General features: G+C 31.6%; 13 protein-coding genes. 7 read left to right on the forward strand and 6 right to left on the reverse strand.

Translation table 11 applies throughout. The features are described from left to right. Positions 1 to 70: 70 nt before the first annotated feature. Positions 71 to 1093, reverse strand: a complete 1023-nt coding sequence (gene tsaD, locus ACU4C5_RS12355) for a tRNA (adenosine(37)-N6)-threonylcarbamoyltransferase complex transferase subunit TsaD (RefSeq protein WP_446844516.1) — start codon at positions 1091 to 1093, stop codon at positions 71 to 73. Between the two features lie 105 nt (positions 1094 to 1198). Between tsaD and ACU4C5_RS12360 the strand changes: the two genes are divergently transcribed. From ACU4C5_RS12360 to ACU4C5_RS12380, 5 genes are all read left to right on the forward strand, one after another. Next, on the forward strand, positions 1199 to 5596 hold the full coding sequence (locus tag ACU4C5_RS12360; protein WP_446844517.1) for a translocation/assembly module TamB domain-containing protein: 4398 nt from the start codon (positions 1199 to 1201) through the stop codon (positions 5594 to 5596). Between the two features lie 155 nt (positions 5597 to 5751). Further along, positions 5752 to 6738, forward strand: coding sequence for a 6-phosphofructokinase (pfkA, locus tag ACU4C5_RS12365; RefSeq protein WP_446844518.1), 987 nt, complete (start codon positions 5752 to 5754; stop codon positions 6736 to 6738). 23 nt (positions 6739 to 6761) lie between these two features. Beyond that, positions 6762 to 7763, forward strand: coding sequence for a type I glyceraldehyde-3-phosphate dehydrogenase (gap, locus tag ACU4C5_RS12370; protein ID WP_446844519.1), 1002 nt, complete (start codon positions 6762 to 6764; stop codon positions 7761 to 7763). A gap of 57 nt (positions 7764 to 7820) precedes the next feature. Next, a complete protein-coding gene (locus ACU4C5_RS12375) occupies positions 7821 to 8675 on the forward strand; it encodes an N-acetylglucosamine kinase (RefSeq protein WP_446844520.1) in 855 nt (284 codons plus the stop codon). 280 nt (positions 8676 to 8955) lie between these two features. Beyond that, positions 8956 to 9129, forward strand: coding sequence for a hypothetical protein (locus ACU4C5_RS12380; RefSeq protein WP_446844521.1), 174 nt, complete (start codon positions 8956 to 8958; stop codon positions 9127 to 9129). 444 nt (positions 9130 to 9573) lie between these two features. Here the strand turns inward: ACU4C5_RS12380 and ACU4C5_RS12385 are convergent, their stop codons facing one another. From ACU4C5_RS12385 to prfB, 4 genes are all read right to left on the reverse strand, one after another. Further along, positions 9574 to 12003 (reverse strand): TonB-dependent receptor, encoded by a 2430-nt coding sequence (locus ACU4C5_RS12385; RefSeq protein WP_446844522.1) that lies wholly within the window; start codon positions 12001 to 12003, stop codon positions 9574 to 9576. A gap of 9 nt (positions 12004 to 12012) precedes the next feature. Beyond that, a complete protein-coding gene (locus tag ACU4C5_RS12390) occupies positions 12013 to 12420 on the reverse strand; it encodes a hypothetical protein (protein ID WP_446844523.1) in 408 nt (135 codons plus the stop codon). Between the two features lie 89 nt (positions 12421 to 12509). Continuing rightward, entirely contained in the window at positions 12510 to 12851 is a 342-nt protein-coding gene (gene arsC, locus ACU4C5_RS12395; protein WP_446844524.1) for an arsenate reductase (glutaredoxin), read from the reverse strand. 4 nt (positions 12852 to 12855) lie between these two features. After that, a protein-coding gene (gene prfB, locus ACU4C5_RS12400; protein ID WP_446844525.1) for a peptide chain release factor 2 occupies positions 12856 to 13966 on the reverse strand; the annotation gives its coding sequence in 2 pieces (ribosomal slippage) (positions 12856 to 13902 and positions 13904 to 13966; 1110 coding nt in all). Positions 13967 to 14085: 119 nt separating this feature from the next. On the opposite strand from prfB, the gene ACU4C5_RS12405 reads away from it, so the two are divergent. Further along, positions 14086 to 15111 carry a threonine aldolase family protein gene (locus ACU4C5_RS12405; protein WP_446844526.1) on the forward strand — a complete coding sequence of 342 codons (1026 nt, stop codon included), beginning with the start codon at positions 14086 to 14088 and terminating at the stop codon, positions 15109 to 15111. A gap of 2 nt (positions 15112 to 15113) precedes the next feature. Here the strand turns inward: ACU4C5_RS12405 and ACU4C5_RS12410 are convergent, their stop codons facing one another. Beyond that, complete coding sequence (locus ACU4C5_RS12410; protein WP_446844527.1) at positions 15114 to 15437, reverse strand: YbaB/EbfC family nucleoid-associated protein; 324 nt, start codon at positions 15435 to 15437, stop codon at positions 15114 to 15116. 126 nt (positions 15438 to 15563) lie between these two features. Here ACU4C5_RS12410 and ACU4C5_RS12415 point away from each other — a divergent pair, with 126 nt between their 5' ends. Continuing rightward, positions 15564 to 17627, forward strand: a complete 2064-nt coding sequence (locus ACU4C5_RS12415) for a S9 family peptidase (protein WP_446844528.1) — start codon at positions 15564 to 15566, stop codon at positions 17625 to 17627. The last annotated feature ends 58 nt before the right edge of the window (positions 17628 to 17685 follow it).

Genomic DNA, 17685 nt, shown 5'->3' on the forward strand with positions numbered 1-17685 from the left:
AATCAAATTTAAACGTATTGTTTAAATTGAAGCCATTTTAGCAGGTTAAGTTTATTATAAAATTTTCAACTTAAATCTTTAATCGGGCAGAAGCAATCACATTTGTGGCTGCATAATCACCTTGTAAATATTTTAAATGTCCTACGATAGCAATCATAGCAGCATTATCTGTAGTGAATTCAAATTTAGGAACATAAGTAGTCCAGCCAAATTTTTGTTCGCCATCTTTTAAAGCTTGTCTAATTCCTGAATTTGCCGAAACACCACCACCAATTGCTATTTGATTGATACCTGTTTGTTTCGTTGCTAGTTTTAGCTTGTCCATTAAAATACCGATAATTGTATATTGAATAGAGGCACAAATGTCATTTAAGTTTTCAGTAATAAAATTTGGGTTTGCTTTAACTTCACGTTGCACAAAATATAGAATTGCTGTTTTTAATCCCGAAAAACTAAAATTTAAGCCATCAACTCTCGGTTTTGTAAACTTATACGCTTTAGGGTTTCCTAATTGTGCTCTACGGTCAATTTCAGGACCTGCAGGATAACCTAGTCCTAATATTTTACCGCTTTTATCGTAAGCTTCACCAACGGCATCATCAATGGTTTCACCAATTACTTTCATATCAAAATGACTCGCTACTTTTACAATTTGTGTGTGTCCACCAGAAATAGTCATTGCTAAAAACGGAAATTCAGGTTTTGTAAAACCATCTTCTTCAATAAAATGCGCTAAAATATGCGCTTGCATATGGTTAACATCAATTAGAGGAATTTGTAACCCGTAAGCCAATGATTTTGCAAATGAAGTTCCTACCAAAAGTGACCCCATTAATCCGGGACCTCTAGTGAATGCAATCGCGCTAAGTTGCGATTTATCTACATTAGCAGTCTTTAAAGCTTCGTGTACTACAGGTACAATATTTTGTTGATGTGCGCGAGAAGCTAGTTCTGGAACAACACCACCGTAAGCTTCGTGAATACTTTGACTGGCAACAATGTTACTTAAAATCTTGCCGTTAAGCATGATAGAGGCAGCTGTGTCATCGCAAGACGACTCAATTGCAAGAATATATATATTTTGTGAGGACATTAATATAATTTAGGCACAATAATTGTTAATTTTGACTTCAAAGTTATAACTTTAAAACGTATCAAAAAATTTTTAAAAATAGTATCCAAAATTATAGCAATACTTTTGCTATTGTTCATCATATTGGTGTTAGTCTTATCTATACCAGCTGTTCAAACTTATTTGGGTAAATACGCTACAAATTATCTTAATGAATCTTACGGTACGAATATTAATATCAGTAAAATCGGACTTCAATTTAATGGAGATGTTGAGCTGAAAGAAATATATATTGAAGATTATAAGAAAGACACTTTAATTAATGCTGTTGAATTAAACACCTCTATTTTAAATTTTAGAAATCTAGCTAATGGACGTTTAATTTTTGGTGATATTGATGTGTATGGTCTTACTTTCAATATTAAAAACTACAAAGGCGATGAGGGTACAAATTTAGATGTTTTTGTTGCGCGTTTTGATTCTGAAAACCCTTCGACTGATGAAAGTGAATTTCTTATGTCATCTAGTGATGTGTCAATTTATAATGGAACATTTAGATATATTGACGAGAATAAAGAAACACCAAAACTTTTAGATTTTAACAACCTTAATATAAATGCGACCAACTTTTTAATTGACGGAAGTAATGTAAGTACACGTATAAATACCTTAAATTTTATTGATCATAGAGGATTGAAGGTTGAAAATATGATTACCGATTTCTCGTATACTACCGAGAGAATGATGTTTAACGATTTAAGTATTAAGACCGCAAATTCTAATATAAAAGGGGAATTAAAGTTTGATTACAATCGCGAAGATTTAAAAGACTTTGTAGATAAAGTAGAATTAACGGCTAAATTTGAGAATTCAGAATTGCTTTTAAATGAACTTAATACGTTTTATAACGAATTTGGCGAAAATCAAAACACTATTTTTGATGTCGAATTAAACGGGACATTAAACAACTTAACAGCTAATAATGTAAAGTTGTCTACCAGCTCAAATACTAAAATATATGGAGATTTAATTTTTAAGAATCTTTTTAGTACCGCTACAGATGATTTTTCAATGGATGGGAAATTCACGAACCTAACCTCTAATTATTACGATTTAAAAGCCATGTTGCCTAATCTTTTAGGTGCGTCAATACCATCAATGTTTTCAAAACTAGGAAGTTTTAAAGTTAGCGGAACATCTTACATTACCTCAAGTACAATTGATGCAAATGTAGATATGGTTACAGATTTAGGTCTTGTAAAATCTAACCTGAAAATGGCGCATGTAAATGATATTGATAATGCGAGTTATAAAGGGAAAGTGGTTTTTAAGGACTTTAATTTAGGTGAGTTAGTTGACGATCCTAATATAAAAAATACATCACTAGATCTAGATGTTGATGGAAAAGGATTTACCCTAAAAAATCTTAGTACTAAAGTAAACGGAAATATTTTTGCTATTGATTATAATAATTATAACTATCAAGATATTGAAGTTATAGGCCGTTTAGGTAATAATGTTTTTAACGGAGTTCTAAATTCTAACGATGAAAATTTTAAATTTAAATTTAACGGTTTAGCAGATTTATCTTTAGATGTAAAGAGTTTTGATTTTACAGCAGATGTAGAATATGCGAATCTTAAATTATTAAATTTCGTTAAAAAAGACAGTATTTCTATCTTTAAAGGAAAGCTAGATGTATCTATTAAAGGTTCCGGTATTGATGATGCGTTTGGAACCTTAAATTTTAATAACACGACTTATATTAATGAGAATGATGAGTATTATTTTGCAGATTTTGATATCACCTCAGTTTTTGAAGAAAATAAACGAATTATAAATGTTAATTCACCAGATATTATTGAAGGAACCATTAGTGGAGATTTTAAATTTAAAGATATTGGAAAACTTGTAGAAAATTCAATAGGGAGTATTTATACTAATTACACGCCTAATAAAATAGAAGGCGATCAGTATATAGATTTTAATTTCCGAATTTATAATAAAATAGTAGAAGCCTTTTATCACGACCTAGAAGTTGGTAAAAACACCTTTATTAAAGGGCGTTTGGAAACTGATGAAAAAGGTTTTAAACTAGATTTTAAGTCACCTCAAATTAAATTATTCGATTATTTTGCTAATGATATTCAATTAAATATTGATAATAGCAACCCTGTTTATAACACTTATATTGAAGTAGATTCTTTAAATACCAAACTATATAATGTCTCTAAATTTAGCTTAATTAACGTAACACAACGTGATACACTTTTTATTAAGTCAGAATTTAAAGGAGGAAAAAACAATACAGATAATTTTGATTTAAGTATGTTTTACACCATTGATGCCGATGAAAAATCGGTTGTTGGTTTTCGTAAATCAGATATTACATTTAAAGGAAACACCTGGACAATTAATGACGAAAAAAACAAGCTAAATAAAATTGCTTTTGATAGAGATTTTAAAAACTTTGATATCAATCAAGTTGTAATGAATCATTATAATGAAGTGATTTCACTTTCTGGAGTAATAAAAGATTCTACCTATAAAAAAATAGACTTAGATTTTACAGATGTTGATTTATTGAAAATTACACCACGTATAGATAGTTTAAATTTTGAAGGATCAGTTAACGGGAAAGTAAACATTCTGCAAGAAAAAGGAATGTATTTACCTACAGCAGATGTTCAAATTAGCAACTTTAAAACTAATGATTTTGAGTTAGGATTGCTTCAAGCTAAAATAAAAGGTAACCAATCGCTTACTAATTATGATGTAGATATTCAGTTAGAAAACGATCATGTAAAATCTTTAGACGCTCAAGGTTCAATTGATATTAGTGATAATAACTCAAATGTAGATTTAGATATTAACTTTGACGAGTTTTTATTAAACCCACTTAACCCTTTAGGGCAAGGCGTAATAACCAATATACGAGGTCTAGTTTCTGGTAAAGCAAAAGTTAGCGGAAGCCTCAAAAAACCAAGTATTAACGGTGATTTAATATTAGATAATGCCGGTTTAACTATACCATACCTTAATGTAGATTATAGTTTTGATTTTGATTCTGAAGTCCAATTAAAAGATCAAAAGTTTATTTTTAATGATGTGATTTTAACCGATTCCGAATACTTTTCTAGAGCCACGTTAAACGGATTTATTGCACATCAAAATTTTTCAGAATGGGCACTTGGTTTAGATATTGTTACTAATAGATTACTTGTTTTAAATACCCAAGACTCCGAAGAAGCTTTATATTATGGAACAGCTTTTGTAAATGGTGTTGCAGGAATTAAAGGCCCAACAGACGAGCTTGAAATTACTTTTGATGGAAGCACAGAAAAAGGAACCGTTTTTAAAGTGCCATTAAATGATTTAGAAAGCTACGGAGACAATTCATATATACATTTTATAAGTCCTGAAGAAAAAGAAGCACGCTCAAAAGGCGAGGAACTTTCAGATTTTAATGTAAAAGGTTTAGAGCTTAATTTCGATTTATTTGTAACCCCAGAGGCTGATATTGAAATTGTAATTGATAGAGATTCTGGAAGCACAATTAAAGGTTCCGGAAACGGGAATTTACTTTTCGAAATTAACACCACAGGTAAGTTTAATATGTGGGGAGATTTCGTGGTTTCAAAAGGTGTCTATAATTTTGCGTATGGAGGTTTAATTGAAAAAGAACTTATTGTTGAGCCCGGTGGAAACATTAGATGGGAAGGTGATCCTATGCGTGCGCAAATTGACCTAAAAGCAATTTACTCGACAGAAGTAAACCCATCAGTATTATTAGATACACCAATTAATAGAAGTATTCCTGTAAATGTTGAAATAAAACTCGCAGGACAATTAGAACAACCAGAACCCGATTTTGCATTTAGTTTCCCTAATGTGGGATCAACAATTAAATCGGAATTAGATTACAGATTAGAAACCAAAGAGGCAAGAGAGTTTCAAGCCTTAAATGTTTTGTCTTTTGGATCTTTTGCAAGTGAGGTTAGTATTGGTCAACAAGCTTATGGTACCGTTGCAGATCGTGTAAATAGCTTGTTTAATAGCTTTTTTGAAAACGAAGATGGTAAAGTTCAAGTAGGTGTAAACTTACAGCCAGGAGAACAAACTCCAGATTATCAAACCGACGACAGAGTTGGTTTTACCGTTAGTACAAAAATTAGCGATAAGATATTATTTAACGGTAAAGTAGGAGTCCCAATAGGCGGCGTAAGTCAGACAGTAATTGCAGGAGATGCCGAAATTCAGCTGCTTTTAAACGAAGAAGGTACATTATCTGCTAAGTTTTTCAATAGAGAAAACAGTATTAGAAATTTTGGTGATGAAATTGGTTACACTCAAGGATTAGGATTATCTTATAATGTTGAGTTTAATAGTTTTAAAGAATTTGTTCGAATTATCTTTTCAGGAAAAAATAAAAAAGATAAAAAAGAAGTTGTAAAAGCAAATGACAAATCATCAAAAGCAAACTCCAATCTTCCGGATTTCATAAAAATCAAAGACGAAAACTAGTAATTTCGCAGGCAGTTTTTGTCTAATTTTCTTCAAAATAAAAAATATTTCTTAACGAAAACGATTGAATTCATAAACGAGCATAAAAATTTGCTAAATCCTTGTTTTTATAAATAAATCTTTGCTAAATTTACTATTATAAAGCAATAAAATTAATGAATAAAAGCATAAAAAAGGTTGCTGTAATGACCTCTGGAGGAGATGCTCCTGGGATGAATGCAGCAATTCGATCTGTAGTAAGAACATGTGCATATCACCATATTGAATGTGTAGGAGTTTACCGTGGTTATGAAGGTATGATTGAAGGTGATTTTAAAGAAATGGATGCACGTAGTGTAAAAGGTATTATCAATAAAGGTGGTACAGTTTTAAAATCTGCGAGATCAAAAGAATTTAGAACAGTAGAAGGTCGCCAAAAAGCTTATGATAAACTTAAGGCCGCTAATGTAGATGCATTGGTAGTTATTGGTGGAGACGGTACTTTTACCGGAGCACTTACATTTAATCAAGAATTTAATTTCCCTGTAATAGGTATTCCTGGAACCATTGATAATGATATTTATGGTACATCGCATACTTTAGGATACGATACCGCATTAAATACAGTTGTTGAAGTGATTGATAAAATTAGAGATACAGCTAGTTCTCATAACCGTTTGTTTTTTGTTGAAGTTATGGGACGAGATGTTGGCCATATCGCATTAAATGTAGGAGTTGGAGCAGGAGCTGAGGAAATATTAATCCCAGAAGAAGATTTAGGTTTAGATCGTCTTTTAGAATCTTTAAGACGTAGTAAACAATCAGGAAAATCATCTAGTATTGTAGTGGTTGCCGAAGGTGACAAGATTGGTAAAAATGTTTTTGAACTGAAAGACTATGTTGAAGAAAACATGACTGAATACGAAGTGAGAGTTTCTGTGTTAGGACACATGCAACGCGGTGGATCACCATCTTGTTTTGATCGTGTTTTAGCAAGTAGAATGGGAGTGAAAGCAGTAGAAAGTTTACTGGAAGGTAAATCTACATATATGGTAGGGTTGTTAAACGATAAAATGGGATTAACACCATTAGATCAAGCCATAAAAGGACAATCAAAAATTAATTTAGAATTATTACGTGTGTCAGATATCATGACTACATAAACATTAAAATAGAAGATAAAAATATGTCAAAGTTAAAATTAGGAATCAACGGTTTCGGTAGAATAGGAAGAATAGTATTTAGAGCAACAGTAAACAGACCAGATGTAGATGTTGTAGCAATTAACGATTTATTAGAAGTTGAGCACTTAGCTTACCTTTTAAGATATGATTCTGTACACGGAAGATTCAACGGTACAATTGAGGTAAAAGACGGAAACTTAGTTGTGGACGGAAAAACAATTAGAGTGACTGCAGAAAGAGATCCTAAAGTATTAAAATGGGATGAAGCTGGCGCTGATGTTGTTGCTGAATGTACTGGTATTTTTACAACTTTAGAGACTGCACAATACCATATTGATGGTGGTGCTAAAAAAGTAGTAATTTCTGCACCTAGTAAAGATGCTCCAATGTTTGTAATGGGAGTAAATGACGATAAATTAACAGCAAGTCATACAATTGTATCTAATGCATCTTGTACAACTAACTGTTTAGCACCTTTAGCTAAAGTTATTGAAGATAGCTTTGGTATTGAAGAAGCTTTAATGACAACAATTCACGCTGCAACTTCTACACAGTTTACAGTAGATGCACCTTCTCGTAAAAATTACAGATTAGGACGTTCAGCAATCAATAATATTATACCAACATCTACTGGAGCAGCGAAAGCTGTAGGAAAAGTAATTCCTGAATTAGATGGGAAAATTACAGGTATGGCTTTTAGAGTTCCTACTGTTGATGTTTCTGTTGTAGATTTAACAGTGAAAACTAAAAAAGATACATCTTTAGCTGAAATTAAAGCTGCCGTAAAAGCTGCTTCAGAAGGCGCTATGAAAGGTGTTTTAGGATATACTGAAGATGCTGTTGTATCTCAAGATTTTGTTGGAGAAGTACAAACTAGTGTTTTTGATGCTGATTCAGCAATCGAATTAAATTCAAAATTCTTTAAATTAGTTACTTGGTACGATAACGAATTTGGATATTCAAACAAACTTGTTGACTTAGCTCAAAAAGTAAACACACTATAATTTACCAAACATCACTCCGTAAAGTTTTTATTTTACGGAGTTTTTTATTTTAAGCCTATGATATTAATAGTTGATAGTGGTTCCACAAAATGCGATTGGATAGCAGTTGATAAAAGCGGAAACCAATTATTAGAAAAAATTCGTACTAAAGGATTAAATCCTGCAATTCTTAAAGAGAAAAAATTACGAAAAATTATTAGAAAAAGTGATGCGCTTGTTGATAATAAACGCATTGTAACACACATCTTTTTTTACGGAGCAGGTTGCGGTACAGATAAACCAAAAGCTATGTTAGCCGAAGTGCTTCAAGATATATTTACAAATGCACATATTGAAGTTCAAGAAGATACATTGGCAGCGGTAAGAGCGACTATTAATACGCCAGATGAAGCTGCTGTAGTTTGTATTATGGGAACAGGATCTAATTGTAGCTATTTTGACGGAAAAAACTTAGAGCAACGTGTTAAATCCTTAGGTTATACTTTAATGGATGATGCTAGTGGTAATTATTATGGTAAAGAATTGATTAAAGATTATTATTACGGTCACATGCCAGAGGCAACAAGAATATCATTTGCCGAAAAGTATAACTTAGAAGCAGATTATATTAAATATAACCTATATAAGCAACCTAACCCAAATGCGTATTTAGCAGCTTTTGCTGAATTTATGTTTTTGAATAAAGATTCAGATTATATAAAAGAACTTATTAAAAAAGGAGTGAGAACTTTTGCTAAAAATATGATTATGCAATTTGCTCCAGAATTAAAAAATGCTCCAGTACATTTTGCAGGTTCAATAGCCTTTTTTGCACAAGATGAAATTAAAGAAGTTGCTGAAGAATTAGATTTTAAAGTTGGTAATTTTGTAAGACGTCCTATTGAAGGGTTAGTTGAATTTCATACTAAATAAATACATGTATAGTACGATTAAATAACAGTTTGCAACCATAACAACATAAGGGAAGAGTGTATTTTATACACTCTTTTTTTATACCCTATATGCACATTTTTTTATGATTTATACATTATAAGAAGTTTTATAGGCGTGATAATTTATTTTACATATTGATTTACTGTTGTTTAACGTTTAAAATCGTTATTTAAAAACTCTGCGAATAAATTTTAATTTGCTATTGTAAAACAAAACAGTTTATTATATCTTTGTCGTAAGTTAATAAAAAGAGACACACATGTTTGATTTTGATCAGTATTTAGGATTTTTAGCATTTTTAACCATATTAACAATTGGGTTTTGGTTAATGATATTTTTAATAACCTTCGTGGTTCCTTATTGGATTGGTGGAGCGTTAATAGAACGTCTTAAAGAAATTAAAGAAGAAAAAAAAGCAAAGCGTAACGCGTAGTTATTACCTTTAGGCTATAGTATATAAAAAGGAAACCATAGTGGTTTCCTTTTTTTTGTGCTTTTTTTTCAGACTATCTTCTCTAATTAAAATCATTTTCATGACAGGAATGATTTCTTTTATTTTTATTCGTAATAAATCCATACTCACTATAAATATCAATTTCAGAAAATTGTATAATAGTTAGGTTATTCTTTTAAACGAGAATTAAAATAACGACTGTTTTATGTCTTGTTTTCAATAAAGCATCATAAGACAATAAGAATAATGATTAAGTCCTTAAAGCGCTTTATTTAATAGGAGAGAGTGAGATTAAAATCAAAATTTATTAAAAACAAACTCTAAAGAGCAGAATAATAGATATCACTTAACTATTTTGTTTTAGGGTATAAAAAAAGGAAACCACTATGGTTTCCTTTTTTTATTGAATTTTGTATGTAAAGATTAACTTTCAAAATCAAAATCATCGCCACCACCACCTGCGCGGTTTCCTTTGCTTTCTCTGTTTTTTTGTTGGTTAAACCTGTAAGTAAACGATAAATTAAATGTACGTTCTCTCCATTGAAATTCGCTATCACTAACAAAAGTATCTGTAGTAGATATACTATTACGTTTTCTAGAGTTAAATACATCACTAACATTTAAGGCTATTGAAGCTTTGCTATCAAATAAATCTTTACTAAAAGCTAAATCAGTTGAGAACATTCCTTTTCTTTCGGTTTGAGCATCTTCACTAGGTCCGCTGTAAAATAATCTTGTTTGCCAATCAACTTTTCCTGGTAAAGTATATTTGTTATTCAATCTAAAAAACCAACTTAAGTTATCTGCTCCAAAATCTGTACCTTCATAAATACCTTCAGTTTTAGAGTGAAATAAGTTAAAGTTAGCATTCATGTTCCATTTTTTTGAAGGTCTGTATGTTGCAGTAAATTCAAATCCAAAACGGTCGTTAGTTGCTAAGTTAATAGGTGTACGTTTAATGATTGGCACATCAGTATCTCCAACTAAAGCTGTTTCTCCTGTGTCTTCAGATATAAATGTAAAGACATCTGTAGCATGTTGAAAATAGATTGAAGAGTTTAATGTTAACTTTCCAAACTTATTTAAGTACCCTAAATCAACAGCATGAGAGTAGGTTGGGTCTATATCAGGATTTCCTTGAAATAAGTTAGTCGCACTACTTCTAGAAGGAAATGGGTTGATGAAACGAGAACGCGGACGTCTAATCCTTTTATTATATCCTAAAGTTAAACTTTGTTTTTCTGAAATTTCATACCCTAAATTAACTGTAGGAAATAAACCAACATAATCTTTCTTTTGGAAGTCATTACTTGTTTTTTGGTCAATTGTAATACGAGTAGATTCCATTCTTAAACCTAATAAAAATGAAAACTTATCTTTTATTTTTGTTCCAAATTGTGTGTATAAAGCATTTACTTGTTCTTTGTAAATAAGATTATTACTCACATCTGTATCTACAACATAATCACCATCTTCATTAAAAGCAAGTGTGTAATCGGTATCTAAATTATTAAAATTCCCACGGTATCCTGCTTCAAACTGACTTTTTTCGCCAATTGGCATAACATAATCTGTTTGTAATAAAATCTTATCTTGGTTCTCTATAGTCGTTACAATTTCTGCATCAATAGCATTTTGTGTAATGATTGAGTTTTCAGTTTCTTTACTGTTTTCATATTGAAAATCGAATGTAAAACGATGTTCACTATTACCGTTAAATTGCTTATCAAAATTTAAAGCATATTGGTAATTGGTATCGTCTTCATCTTCAGATTCTATACGATCAGTTCTACTAATTAAGGCGTTATTGGCGTCTAATTCTTTAATGATATTTGTAGCATCAGATGCATTATCACTATTTGAATATAAAAAAGTAGAAGTTAATGAAGAAGTATCATTAATATACCATTCAATACCTGTACTCGTGTTTAAGCCTTTACGTTCTCTATCAAAATCTCTATCTTCATTTAAGAATGTATTTTCAGCATCATCATCAAAATACTCAGTTTTTGTAAAAGAATTTCCTGGTACTTCTCTATAACTGTAACCTGTAGTGTTGAAGAAGTTAAAATCTCCAGTTCTATAGTTAATGTTTCCTGAAAGTCCTGCAGAGTTAGGATACCCAACATTTGTCGTAATTGCTCCATTTAAACCTTGAAGTTTACTTCTTTTTAAAATAATATTTAAAATACCAGCAGTTCCTTCAGCATCATATCTAGCAGAAGGAGAAGTGATAACTTCAACACGCTCAATAGATTCAGCAGGTAACTGACGTAGTGCATCGGTAGAATTTAACCCTACTAGTCCAGAAGGTTTTCCGTTAATAAGAATTTTAACATCATCTTGTCCTCTAAGTGCTACATTTCCTTCCACGTCAACAGATACAGAAGGTACGTTGTCAAGCACATCACTCACGGTACCACCACGTACGGTAAGATCTTTACCTACGTTATATATTTTTTTATCTAATTTAATTTCAACAGTTGTACGTTCAGCAACAACTTCAACAGCATCTAGTGTTTCAATATCAAGCGATAAACTTACAGTTCCTAAATTAATATCTTTTGTAAGTGCTTTATTGTAATAATTTTTCTTTTTATAAGAAATATATTCAACAGAGATATCGTAAGTTCCGGCTGGAACTTCAATAGCGAATTTACCGTTTAAATCTGTAATTCCACCGGTAACAATTCTGTTTTCAGCTTTGCTAAAAAAAGCGATGGTAGCGTATTCTAAAGGCGCGTTAACATCACTATCCATTACTGTCCCTGAGACAGTGATTTCTTGTGAAGATTGAGCAAAAGTAGTATTGCAAATAAGGAATAAAGCAAGAATGCTTAAAAAATGTTTCATAAATAGGGCTTAGTTTTTCTTTTTGTTTCTTCTTTTCTTTTTGTTTTTTTTCTGATATTTAATAGGGTCTTCTAATGCAACTTTTATGTGGTCAATAACTTCTTCAGAACAAAGACTTTTTAGTTCATCAAAATGAGTGGCCTTTAAAAGATCAAAACGTTCTTTTTGAGCATAAGAGACTAATTTTAGAGCATAAATCTCTTGCTGTTTTTCAAAATATGAATTCAGATTTTGTGTAATAATCTGTTCTTGAAATGCATCAACATTTAAGTTATCGACTAATTCATCAATAAACTCATTTTTGTCTTTCTCTATTTTAGCTTTAAATTCCTCCATTTGCTTCTCTTGTGAACCTTGAGAAAACGAAACTGTAGAATGTAAACTAAATAAGAGTAAAATGAATGCAAGTTTGCGCATGCCTATATTTTTAAATTAGACAACAAAAATATGGCAAGGTTTAATTGAAGTTGGTTAAAATTCTGTTAAAGAAATAAAGTGTATTTATTCTAAATTATATCTATAATAGCAGAAGGTGGACGTCCTATTATAGCTCTATTCTCGTTAATGACTATAGGGCGTTCAATAAGTTTTGGGTGCGCAATCATAGCATCAATTATTTGAGAATCTGAAAGGGTTTTTCCTTTAAAATCAGATTTCCAAATTACTTCGTTTTTACGCACCAAATCAATAGGAGAGATATTTAGTAATGATACAATATGCGTCAACTCTTTTTTTGATGGTACGTTATCTAGGTATTTAATAACCTCATAAGGTTTACCTTCATTTTCTAAAATTTGAAGTCCTTCTCTAGATTTACTACATCTTGGGTTGTGGTATATTTGGATCATTATATTATAAGTTTTCGTTATCACTTTGTTGCTGTCCCATCATCATTAAATAGGCTTTTAAAAAGGGTTCAATATCACCATCCATAACGGCATCAACATTTCCTGTCTCATGAGCAGAACGTACGTCTTTCACTAATTTATAAGGATGCATCACGTAATTTCGGATTTGGCTTCCCCATTCAATTTTCATTTTCCCTGCTTCAATATCTTCACGTTGTGCCATTTGCTTTTGTAACTCAATTTCGTATAACTGAGATTTTAGCATTTGTAGCGCACGAGATCTATTATCGTGCTGAGATCGTGTTTCTGAGCATTGAATTTGAATTCCAGACGGTTTATGTAATAATTGCACTTTAGTTTCAACCTTATTTACATTTTGTCCACCAGCACCACTAGATCTAGCAGTAGTAATTTCAAGATCTGCAGGATTAATGTCAATCTCAATAGTATCATCAACTAAAGGATATACATATACAGATGCAAAACTTGTATGACGTTTAGCATTACTATCAAAAGGTGAAATTCGCACCAAACGATGCACACCATTTTCTCCTTTTAACCAACCAAAAGCGTAATCACCTTCAATTTCTAAAGTTACTGTTTTTATTCCGGCAACATCACCTGCTTGAAAGTTAAGTTCTTTGACCTTAAAGCCACTTTTTTCAGCATACATTAAATACATACGCATTAACATATTAGCCCAATCACAACTTTCAGTACCACCAGCACCAGCTGTAATTTGTAAAACGGCACTTAAGCTATCTCCTTCTTCCGAAAGCATGTTTTTAAACTCTAATTTTTCAATTAGCAACAATGATTTTTCAAAACGAGCATCCACATCTTCCATGGTAGCTTCATCTTCTTTATGAAATTCGTAGATAATTTCTAAATCTTCTACTAATGTACATGCATCTTGATAATCACCAACCCATTTTTTCTTTTCTCTAAGAGATTTCATTACAATTTCGGCAGCCTTAGAGTCATTCCAAAAATTAGGGTCGAAGGTTTTTTCTTCCTCGTTAGCAATTTCAATTAATTTAACATCTACGTCAAAGATATTGCTTAAGCGAAGCTAAGCGTGTATTAAGATCTTTTATTTGATCTGTTGTAGTCATAAACCTAATATTTTTTACAAATTTAAGATTAAACGCGTATTGTTAAAATATTTGAAAGGATATTTTTCTGAAGGTTTTTTATGTAATTTTATCCCATTAATTACAATTCCTTTTTTCTTATGATTATAGATTTACGCAGTGATACACTTACAAAACCTAGTAAACAAATGCTAGAAGCTATCATGAAAGCACCAGTTGGAGATGATGTTTATAAAGAAGATCCAACCGTAAACGCATTAGAAGAGCGTATTTCAGATTTATTTGGAAAACCTAAAGCTTTGTTTTTTCCTACCGGAACAATGGCAAATCAAGCCGCTATAAAAATTCATACTAATCCGGGAGATCAAGTTATTTGTGATAAAGACGCACATATTTTTCATTATGAAGGTGGTGGTGCATCTTTTAATAGTGGTGTAAGTTGTCATCTTATTAATGGTGATTCAGGTATATTTACTGCAGCTCAAGTTGAAGCAGCTATAAATCCTCCGGAATTTTACCACAGTCCATTAACGAGTTTAGTAGAAGTTGAAAACACGACCAATAGAGGTGGAGGTGCATGTTGGGATATTGCTGAATTAAAAAAAATAAAGACAGTTTGTGAGACTCATAATTTAGGATTTCATTTAGATGGCGCACGATTATGGAATGCTATGGTGGCTAAAAATCAATCGGCAATAGCATTTGGTGATGTATTTCAAACTATTTCAGTTTGTTTAAGTAAAGGTTTGGGGTGTCCTGTAGGTTCTGTTTTGGTTGGAGATGAAGAACAGATGCAAAAAGCCTTGAGAATTCGTAAACTTTTAGGAGGAGGAATGCGACAAGTTGGTTATTTGGCTGCTGCCGGAATGTACGCCTTAGATCATAATATTGAGCGCTTAGCAGAAGATCATAAACGCGCTAAAGAGATTGAAACCGTTTTAAAAACATTACCAGGTATTGAATCTGTATCTCCTGTTGAAACAAATATCATCATTTTCAAACTGGCAGAAGGTATTGATGAAGCGAAATTTATTAACAAATTAGATGCTAAAAACATTAAAATTAGCAGTTTAGGGAAAGGTAAGTTAAGAATAGTCACACATTTAGATTATACCAACCCAATGCATGACTATTTTTTATCAACGTTAAAAACGCTTAAATTTTAAACTTATTTAAACATATCCATTCCTGGAATATTTGGTACACCTTCTTGTGCTACAGCAGCTACTTCAGCTTCATGTACAGCCCCAGAACGTTCAATAGCTTTATTAAGTGTTAAAACTAAATAATCTTCAAGCATTTCTTTGTCTTCTAGTAAGGCATCATCAATAGTAATAGATTTTATAGTTCTATTTGCTGTAATGGTTACTTTTAATTTATTATCGCTACTTGCTTCATCTAGTAAAACACCGTGTAAACGTTCTTTTGTAGCTTCAACTTTTTTCTGGGTTTCTTTGAGTTTGCTCATCATTCCCATCATATCTCCAAACATAATCTTTATTTTAATCGTTAGTTTTACAAAATTAATAAATCATATCTATTAAAAGCGCATTAATAATCTATTAACATCAATTTTATAATTTTAATTCTATTTTTGCGGTCTTCAAAATAAATACTCATGAAAAATAATATAGAGCAGCCTCCAATAGCTAAGCGGATTTCAAAAGAACTAAAAGCGCATAACGATGTAAGAATTGATGACTATTTTTGGTTAAATGAAAGAGAAGATACAGAGGTTTTAGATTATTTAAATGCTGAGAATGATTATTTCAAAAAAATGACGTCTCATACTGAAGAGTTTGAAAAAACTCTTTTTGAAGAAATGAAAGCACGTATTAAGGAAGATGATGAATCTGTACCTTATAAATACAACGGTTATTGGTATATTGTAAAGTTTGAAACAGGTAAGGATTATCCTATTTACATTAGAAGAAAAGAAGAATTAACCGCTGCAGATGAATTGATTTTTGACTGTAATGAAATGGCTAAAGGTCATGAATATTTTAAATTATCAGGATTAAGTATTAGTCCAGATAACACTTTAATTTCTTTTGGAATTGATACAGTAGGACGTCGTAACTACACTATTCAAGTTAAAGATTTAGCCACTCATAAAGTATTTGATGATATTATTGAAAATACAACGGGTTCTGCATCTTGGGCAAATGATAATGCAACATTATTCTACACTAAAAAAGATCCAGAAACCTTACGTTCTGATAAAGTTTTCAAACATAAATTAGGAACTTCAGCATCTAAAGACACCGTAATCTTTCATGAAGAAGATGATACTTTTGGGGTTTCAATTTATAAATCGAAATCAAAAAAATTTATGATTATTGTCTGTTACAGTACGCTAACAAACGAGTATCATATTTTAGATGCCAATACACCTGATGGTGAATTTAAAGTGTTTCAAGAACGTATTAGAGGTTTGGAGTACGGAATTTCTCATTACAATGATTCATTCTATATTGTAACAAATAAAGATGGAGCTGATAATTTCAAATTAATGAAAACATCAGAAACGCAAACTGAAGCCGTACATTGGGAAGATGTCTTGCCTTATAGAGCTGATGTGATGCTTGAAGATATTGATATTTTTAAAGATTACCTAGTAGTTAGCGAACGTGTTAATGGATTAAATAAAATACGAATTATTCGTTGGGATGGTACCGAAGATTATTATTTACCATTTGAAAGCGAAACATACACAGCATATACGGGAACAAATGTAGATTTTGATACTCAAATTTTGCGTTACGGCTATAATGCTTTAACAACGCCGTCTTCAACAATAGATTTTAATATGGCGACTAAAACTAAAACTGTAATGAAAGAGCAGGATGTTTTAGGAGGTCATTTTAATAAAGATAATTATGCTGCCGAACGTATTTGGGCAACTGCAAACGACGGTACAAAAATACCGATGTCTGTAGTGTATAAAAAAGGCATGAAAAAAGATGGTGCAAACCCGGTACTTCAATATGCTTATGGATCGTACGGTTCAACAATTGATCCATATTTTTCAACCATTAGATTGAGTCTTTTAGATAGAGGTTTTATATATGTAATTTCTCACGTTAGAGGAGGAGAGTATTTAGGTCGCGATTGGTATGAAAACGGGAAACTATTAACTAAGAAAAATACGTTTACAGATTTTATAGCCTGTTCAGAATATTTAATTGCCGAAAATTATACATCTAAGAAACATTTATACGCTTTAGGCGGAAGTGCAGGGGGTTTATTAATTGGGGCAGTTATTAATATGGCACCACAATTATACCACGGTGTTATTGCAGCAGTACCATTTGTAGATGTTGTAACTACAATGTTAGATGATACTATTCCATTAACTACTGGAGAGTATGACGAATGGGGAAATCCAAATGAAGTCACTTATTATGAGTATATGAAATCGTACTCACCTTATGATAATGTTGTAAAACAAGATTACCCACATATATTAGTAACTACAGGCTTACATGATTCACAAGTGCAATATTGGGAGCCAGCAAAATGGGTTGCTAAACTGAGAACTTTAAAAACAGACCACAATAAATTGTTTTTAAACACCAATATGAGTGCAGGACATGGTGGAGCATCAGGACGATTTGAAGCCTTAAAGGAAGACGCCCAAGAGTATGCATTTTTGTTAGACTTAGAAAATATCACTGAATAATTCAAAAAAAAATCGTAGTTTTGCATGGTTTTGGAATTACATTTTTAATTTGTAATTA

The sequence above is a fragment of the Lacinutrix undariae genome, assembly GCF_052934785.1.

Excerpts from the sequence above, each read along its gene's own strand:
- tsaD (WP_446844516.1), bottom strand. The coding sequence starts at position 1,093 with ATGTCCTCACAAAATATATATATTCTTGCAATTGAGTCGTCTTGCGAT.
- pfkA (WP_446844518.1), top strand. The coding sequence starts at position 5,752 with ATGAATAAAAGCATAAAAAAGGTTGCTGTAATGACCTCTGGAGGAGAT.
- gap (WP_446844519.1), top strand. The coding sequence starts at position 6,762 with ATGTCAAAGTTAAAATTAGGAATCAACGGTTTCGGTAGAATAGGAAGA.
- ACU4C5_RS12375 (WP_446844520.1), top strand. The coding sequence starts at position 7,821 with ATGATATTAATAGTTGATAGTGGTTCCACAAAATGCGATTGGATAGCA.
- ACU4C5_RS12380 (WP_446844521.1), top strand. The coding sequence starts at position 8,956 with ATGTTTGATTTTGATCAGTATTTAGGATTTTTAGCATTTTTAACCATA.
- ACU4C5_RS12385 (WP_446844522.1), bottom strand. The coding sequence starts at position 12,003 with ATGAAACATTTTTTAAGCATTCTTGCTTTATTCCTTATTTGCAATACT.
- ACU4C5_RS12390 (WP_446844523.1), bottom strand. The coding sequence starts at position 12,420 with ATGCGCAAACTTGCATTCATTTTACTCTTATTTAGTTTACATTCTACA.
- arsC (WP_446844524.1), bottom strand. The coding sequence starts at position 12,851 with ATGATCCAAATATACCACAACCCAAGATGTAGTAAATCTAGAGAAGGA.
- ACU4C5_RS12405 (WP_446844526.1), top strand. The coding sequence starts at position 14,086 with ATGATTATAGATTTACGCAGTGATACACTTACAAAACCTAGTAAACAA.
- ACU4C5_RS12410 (WP_446844527.1), bottom strand. The coding sequence starts at position 15,437 with ATGTTTGGAGATATGATGGGAATGATGAGCAAACTCAAAGAAACCCAG.
- ACU4C5_RS12415 (WP_446844528.1), top strand. The coding sequence starts at position 15,564 with ATGAAAAATAATATAGAGCAGCCTCCAATAGCTAAGCGGATTTCAAAA.